At 41.4% G+C, this 6,557-nt stretch carries 6 protein-coding genes and 1 pseudogene; 5 read left to right on the top strand and 2 right to left on the bottom strand.

Features of this window, described 5'->3' with window-relative positions; translation table 11 throughout:
- Positions 1-176: 176 nt before the first annotated feature.
- The 4 genes from JMW90_RS13150 to JMW90_RS13135 all read left to right on the top strand — a co-directional run bounded on the left by JMW90_RS13150 (position 177) and on the right by JMW90_RS13135 (position 2,083).
- Positions 177-1,130 carry a replication initiation protein gene (locus JMW90_RS13150; RefSeq protein WP_045448300.1) on the top strand — a complete coding sequence of 318 codons (954 nt, stop codon included), beginning with the start codon at positions 177-179 and terminating at the stop codon, positions 1,128-1,130.
- Between the two features lie 84 nt (positions 1,131-1,214).
- Positions 1,215-1,448, top strand: a complete 234-nt coding sequence (locus tag JMW90_RS13145; protein WP_025652648.1) for a type II toxin-antitoxin system RelB/DinJ family antitoxin — start codon at positions 1,215-1,217, stop codon at positions 1,446-1,448.
- A 93-nt stretch (positions 1,449-1,541) separates the two neighbouring features.
- On the top strand, positions 1,542-1,832 hold the full coding sequence (locus tag JMW90_RS13140) for a type II toxin-antitoxin system Phd/YefM family antitoxin (protein WP_201564707.1): 291 nt from the start codon (positions 1,542-1,544) through the stop codon (positions 1,830-1,832).
- On the top strand, positions 1,829-2,083 hold the full coding sequence (locus tag JMW90_RS13135; RefSeq protein WP_025652646.1) for a Txe/YoeB family addiction module toxin: 255 nt from the start codon (positions 1,829-1,831) through the stop codon (positions 2,081-2,083). The genes JMW90_RS13140 and JMW90_RS13135 overlap by 4 nt, the downstream gene beginning before the upstream one ends.
- A 260-nt stretch (positions 2,084-2,343) precedes the next feature.
- On the opposite strand, the gene JMW90_RS13130 is transcribed toward JMW90_RS13135, so the two are convergent.
- Positions 2,344-3,420 (bottom strand): RNA-guided endonuclease InsQ/TnpB family protein, encoded by a 1,077-nt coding sequence (locus JMW90_RS13130; protein WP_101211256.1) that lies wholly within the window; start codon positions 3,418-3,420, stop codon positions 2,344-2,346.
- Positions 3,421-3,943: 523 nt separating this feature from the next.
- On the opposite strand from JMW90_RS13130, the gene JMW90_RS13125 reads away from it, so the two are divergent.
- Positions 3,944-4,912: a DNA-binding protein gene (locus JMW90_RS13125; RefSeq protein WP_025652670.1), complete on the top strand. Its 969-nt coding sequence runs from the start codon at positions 3,944-3,946 to the stop codon at positions 4,910-4,912.
- Positions 4,913-6,289: 1,377 nt separating this feature from the next.
- On the opposite strand, the pseudogene JMW90_RS13120 reads toward JMW90_RS13125, so the two are convergent.
- Positions 6,290-6,557: pseudogene (locus JMW90_RS13120) on the bottom strand (CHAP domain-containing protein); the annotation flags it as partial.

Genomic DNA, 6,557 nt, shown 5'->3' with positions numbered 1-6,557 from the left:
CTTTTAGACAGTCTGTAAGCTTTGCTATTAAAGGGTTACGCACTCTATTATGCTACTTTTATCCCGCATTATGCTACTTTTATCCCGCATTATGCTACTTTTATCCCGTTTAAATGCTACTTTTATCCCGCATTATGCTAGTATCTTAAAGTAACTAGCATAATGAGGTTGTCATAATGAATGATGTCGAGCTATACGAAAAAAAATATCCTGAAAAATGGATTGTTATGCAGAATAAAATTACTCAAGCTTTTAGAGAGATGTCTATTGATGAGAAGCGCATCATTATTCTAGCGAGCCCATTGGTTAGGGTTAATAATGCTACTGAAAAAACACCGATAGAGGTTGCGTCTTCTGAATTTGCTAAGCTTAGCGGAATAGATAGAAACTCGGCTTATAAGCAAATGAAATCAGCTAGCAAAAAATTAATGAAGCGTACATTCATTTATGAGGATAAGGATGGTGATGATACAGAGGTTCAATGGCTAATCAGGTCGAAATATGCAGATGGCTATATATCGATGCATTTTACAGATGAGGTAATATACTTACTTCAGGTTTTTGATAAGCTCAACCCTTACACTAAATATTTAAAAGAAGATATCTTAAACCTCAAATTGACTTACTCGTTAGACCTTTACCATCTAGCAAAAAAGTCTGAGGGGAAGGGTGGTTTTTCTATGACTTTAGATCAATATAGGCAAGAACTTGGCACGCCTAAGTCGTATGAGCGCATCAACAATTTGAAAGAGAATGCAGTTGATGGACCCATAAAAGAAATTAATCAGAAAACCGACATCAAAATCACCTATGAAAACATCAAACGTGGACGCACAGTTACAGGTTTGACATTCACCGTCAAGGCCAAGCCAACTAAGAAAAAAGGACAGGAGGGCCTAAATCAGAATAATGAGGATAGAGATATCCCACCTCTAACCGTTAAGCAAATTGATCGTTTTGCCCCTTTGTTGGCTAACTACTCACCGTTTGGTAGTTACGCACCATCAGGTAAAAGCACTCAAGAAGTTATTAGTTGGTTACACACTCAATTAAGAGATGAGGCTTTTTTAAAGACCCACAAAAAGCACTTACTGGCGATAGGCTATACGTTCCCTAAGCAGAAATCATAATATGAAAAAAGCATGCTTAGTAGTTTTGGCATTACAAATGGTTTATATTGTACGTACATATATATATAAGCCATTTGTAATGCCATGACGACAACCAATTATAATATCAGGCTCGATCAAGAGCTCAAGGATAGCGCCTTTGCCGTGTTTGAAAGCTATGGATTAACGCCGTCTCAAGCAATCAAATTGTTCTTAACTCAAGTGGCGCAAACCAATACCGTGCCGTTATCCTTTGATTATCAAAAACCCTCTAATCTTAATACGCCGCCACAAACTTCTGCGGGTGATTACGGATTGAGCGGCCAGCGCCATAAATAAATCAGTGTAAAAATAACTGTACAGATATAAGTACAGCTATGGTATATAATATCAGTCATACAAATAAATATGACCAAACACGGAGTAATCGTTATGGATGTTGTGAACTACACTGATTTTAGAAAGGGCCTAGCCAAATATATCGATAAGGTAGATACCGACAAATCGCCGATCGTGATTACTAGACAAAACGCCAAACCTGCGGTACTCATGAGTTTAGAAGAGTTTAATTCATATGAGGAAACGCTTCATCTGCTAAAAAGCCCCACTAATGCCAAGCGCCTCAGACGCTCTATAGCCGATGCTAAGGCGGGTTGTTTAATCGAGCATGACATCAATACGGATGACGCATTATTGACTTGTGATGATGAGGTGGACGCTTGATCTTATCTTGGACACAGGATGCGTGGGAGGACTACGAATACTGGCAAAAAACCAGCAAAGAGAAGGTCAAGCAAATAAGTAAGCTGATTAAAGCCATCAAACGTGATCCATTTGAGGGTATTGGTAAACCTGAACCACTCAAACACGATCTGGCAGGCTATTGGTCGCGTCGCATTGATCAAGAGCATAGACTGGTTTATGAGGTTCAAGATGATGCCATTATCATCGTTCAGTGCCGATATCATTATTAAGTAAACAGTGTTAGTTCACAAAAGTGCTTGATCCTAAGAATCAGGCACTTTTTTATTTTCCATTCTGGCTATGTGTCCTAAAACGAACGAGAAAGCTCTGTAGAGACGTCTAAATATATTGGTTAGTATTTCGACCTAAACATTCGATAACAAACCTTATGTGGTCATACGACGCCATATAATTGCTAATAATGACTATACCTCTGATCACGTTACCACAGATTGACTTCCTCCCCGACCTAAAGGAACGGGGATTCCTACTAAAGACGGCCAAGCCCGACCGCGAGAATGTTTTTTGCTCCATTAACATCTCTGTTATGGGTCGTTTTACAAGAACGACAAAACCATGCTCTTATACCAAGACCTTCTCTACCTTTCGGACTGTCTTGGCGAGAGCCGCAACACGAGCAGGTTTGGGTGGTGTACGCTTCATTGACTTCGATATAGTGGCAACCTGCGTTCGCGCATTTATAATCCAGTTGCCGCTTAATCTCAAACCAACCAGCATCATAGACGGATTTGGCCAGTTTGGATGAAGTGAATGAGTTTGATTTGATTTTACCAACAACGATTAAGCTGTTGGCTTTGACAAGCTTTGATGTGAATTTATGAATCAGATCTTGGCGGGTGTTTTTAATCTTGGCATGAATGACCTTAACCCGTTTTTTGTTTTTGGCACGTTGAGCGATGGCCAGTTTTTCTGCGTATTGATGGGTGACTTTGATTTGTAGCTGATCACCCTCACTACTGACTGCGGCATCTTTACAGCCTAAATCAATACCGACTTGGCCCGTACCACAAACTGTTTTTGGAAATTCTTTGACGGTGATACAGGCGTACCAGTGACCTCGTGCATCTTGTACCAGCTCACAAGTATTGATGGTATAGAGCGAGAGGTTATAGCTATCCCACAAATCAATGATCAGCTTTTTGCCTTTAGCGAGGCTTAGCTGAATAGTAGATTTAAGGCTTTTCTTGCCTGACTGACGGGTTGTTAGGTGCTTAATGGCGGTCTTTTTAAACGGAATCCAGCCCAAGCTTCTTCTCTTGGCTTTTGGGTTATTGGTACGCCAGTTGAGTTTGGCTTTTTTAAACTGTTTACGGGATTTAGCGTGAACCTCACTGATCGCTTGCAAGGTTTGACTGTGCAGATTCAGGTATTCACCCGCCCCTTTAGTATAAGCGGCCAAGTCATAGGCTGAAAAGAATTTGCCCGTGCGCTGTAAATGTTTAAAACTTAGCTCATTGACGTAGTTCCAGACAAAGTTGACTGCCCCAGCTAAGATATTGAGCTGAGTGGCGTGTTTGTCTTTGATGCGTAGTTTGAGCGTTTTCATGGAGTAATTATGATCTCAATGCAGTTGGGTATCAAGGGGTTCGCCATACTGGGCGACAACGACTGACGCCTGATATCCACGCCCTAGAAGGACGTGGTTTTACGGCGTTAGATGATAAAATAGACGAATTACCGCCACTAACTGCTAAGCAGCAAGCAGACTCAGAGCATCTAGCCACGCTTAGCGATGACGACATTGATTTATCGGACATTCCAGAAGTCACCGACTGGTCAGGCGCGATCCGTGGCAGTATCAAATCTCAAGCGTTGTCTACGGAAACCAGTGTCATTAGCCCAAGTATCCTTACCAAATTCAAGGACAGAGCTAAGCAAACAGGCGGTAACTATCAAGACATGATCAACGATGCCCTAGAAGAATACCTAACCGATCACTAGGCATTAAATAACAAGCACATGACCTCAAGATTACTTGGGGTTTTTTTACATTCTATATTGTAGTATGTTGTATATTGTAGTATATTATATACAACATACTACAATATACTATTAAGGGATACAAAATCATGGCACTCACGATACAAGATATTCATGCAGCAGCAGACCAATTACAAGAGCAAGGGGTTAAGCCGACACTGGCAGAGGTGCGTAAGGCGCTAGGCGGTGGATCATTCACGACTATCAGTGATGCTATGCAAAGCTGGAAGCGAGAACAGCAAGAAGAGCAAGAGCTACAGCAAGTAGACTTACCTAGTGGTATCACAGAACGCTTGCACACGCTTGGGGCTGATATGTGGCAGACGGCTATTGATATGGCTAATGATAGATTGTCTAAAGAGCGTGAAGCTTTAGAGGTGGTTAAGATCAAGGCACAAGCAGAGATGGACGAAGCGCAAGAAGCGGTTAAGACCTTGGAGGGGGAACAAGCGGATTTACTACAGCAACTGGACGAGGTGACCGGCACTGCGGAAACAGCAACTAAAAGCGCACAGCAAGCCACAGCTGACCATGACGCTACCAAACAGACGCTATTAGATACTAGGCATGAATTAGAGCTTGAACGCACTAAGGCTAAGACCGCGCAATCACAGCTTGCAGAGGTGAGTAATGCATTAGATAAGCAATCTATAGAGCTGACTAGCAGTCTTGGTGAGGTAGCCACGCTTAAAGCCACAGCTGATAGTGATAAGGCAGAGATTGCACGTTTAAAGATTGAACTTAAAAATACTAAGTCAGAGCTAAAGGCAGTCACCACTGAGCGGAATGATATACAAACGGCTACCGCAGAGATCAAAGGAGAGTTAAAGGCAGTCACCGCTGAACGTGACAAGCTATCAGGACTTAATAATCAGCTGACTCAAACTCAGGCTAAGCTTGAAGCCGAGCATAGCGTATTGAATAAACAATATAGCGAGCTATCAAGCCGTCATTTATCAAAGCAGGAACAAGTGACTCTGTTACAAGATCAACTTAAGAAAGCACAAGATGCTCTAATACTTATTCAAAACAAAGATAATACTTTGGATGCTGACTAAATAAAAGTATTCGAGGTTTCAGTTTAATTAGGATTTCAAGATAAAGAACAGTTATAAGTTTGGGAGGTAGTTTACCCAAGGCATAGATCCCGTTCTATTCACACTAAGCTTATGAATCAACCATGACAATATCGACTCACTGAATAAATGATGGTTGTATAATAAATATTCTAAATTTTTCTCTAGATTCTTATAGTATATAGCCTAGTGGGCTATATACTACTTAAATTAGCCTAAGTGAATTTATGCTGATTTTGGAGCCTTGAGCAGATTTCAAGGAACACTCACCCTAAAGCAGTTATGAGTATAATAAAAACACTCACAAACACTTTAGTGCATTCCTTGAATTTGATGTGATTAGTCATGCCGACTTCATCGCCCATCGCGTCATCAAGACCGTATCACTGTATCAAGCTACGGCTGTTATGATTACGGCTGATAGCACCGCCTAGACACGCTCATAACCGCTACTGTGCTGTCATACGCTAGCAAGGGCGTTCGCCCAATATACCGCTACGATATGCACAAGTAACCACTCATTGCGTTGCTCTGATCCTTTGTCTAGTCACCCCTGTAGGGAGCTCACCCTTATGTCAAACGCAGTCGTCACCGAGGCCTGCCACCCATTTGACGGGTAACGGGTACAGAGAGAGCAGCACGAAAATGTAACGAGCGAACAAGCAGTTTTTAAAATGTATAGCAAATAGAGTTGATATGAAAGCAGATTTTGGATAAAATGACCCTAAACGGGCATTTAATGCTGTTCAAATAACGCAGTCTGTGTGCTTATTTGTTCGTTACAGCGTGTTGTCGCACACTGTAACCGTTATCTACATTTAAAACTAAATGCCTCTGGGAGTCAACTCCCAGAGGCATTTTTTTGTCTAGTCCTTTGATAAGATTTTCGTAAAATTTTTAGGCACTGATACAATCAATTGGTTTAAGTAATTCAGATCGCTTTGGCAGTGTCATACTCTCTCAAAAAAAACTATCTGAACCGCCTCAGGTTTTCGGAGACTAAACAGTCTTAGAGAGTACGACGAACTCGGGGTGGTTTACCCATACGCTTTGAGCTAAGCCACATCTTCATGAGCGTCGTTTCGTAATTTGTCTTGTAATGCTAGCAATCCAAAAATTTCTCAGTTTTGCGCCAGAAATGTGCAGGTAGTGCACAAGCGGTATCATGTGGCATCTTAAACGCGCTTGCCGATAATTCTTGTAATGAGTAATGATATCAGTAGTGTTCATTTCTGACGGATCAAATCATGAAAGGTTAAATACACCCTGATGTTAAGCACAAAAAAACCCAGCAATGATAGTAAGATCACTACTGGGTTGGAGAAAAGCAATAAATATGTTGTGCTGACTTCTCAGGTCTTATTTATCATTCATAGCAAGGTAGATATTACGATCTGACGCGGATGCGTCATCCACATATTTTGAATCACGCCATGTCGTATAAGCATAGACACCACTGTATGGGCTGATACTGTTCTGACGGAAGTCAGAAATCCAATCTGTACCATCGAAAATTTGAATATGGCCATGTGGACGCTTTGATGAGCGATCATAGACAATAACATCACCTACTTGGGTTGGCATATCATTGCTGATTTTGCTGAAACCTGCTTTCTCAAGTGTGCCA

Source organism: Psychrobacter glacincola (genome assembly GCF_904846215.1).
In the GTDB taxonomy this organism is placed as follows: Bacteria; Pseudomonadota; Gammaproteobacteria; order Pseudomonadales; family Moraxellaceae; genus Psychrobacter; species Psychrobacter glacincola.
This window is presented reverse-complemented; position numbering and strand designations above follow the sequence as displayed.

What these genes read in the sequence shown, in the direction of transcription:
- JMW90_RS13150 (WP_045448300.1), top strand. Translation starts at nt 177, where the DNA reads ATGAATGATGTCGAGCTATACGAAAAAAAATATCCTGAAAAATGGATT.
- JMW90_RS13145 (WP_025652648.1), top strand. Translation starts at nt 1,215, where the DNA reads ATGACGACAACCAATTATAATATCAGGCTCGATCAAGAGCTCAAGGAT.
- JMW90_RS13140 (WP_201564707.1), top strand. Translation starts at nt 1,542, where the DNA reads ATGGATGTTGTGAACTACACTGATTTTAGAAAGGGCCTAGCCAAATAT.
- JMW90_RS13130 (WP_101211256.1), bottom strand. Translation starts at nt 3,420, where the DNA reads ATGAAAACGCTCAAACTACGCATCAAAGACAAACACGCCACTCAGCTC.
- JMW90_RS13125 (WP_025652670.1), top strand. Translation starts at nt 3,944, where the DNA reads ATGGCACTCACGATACAAGATATTCATGCAGCAGCAGACCAATTACAA.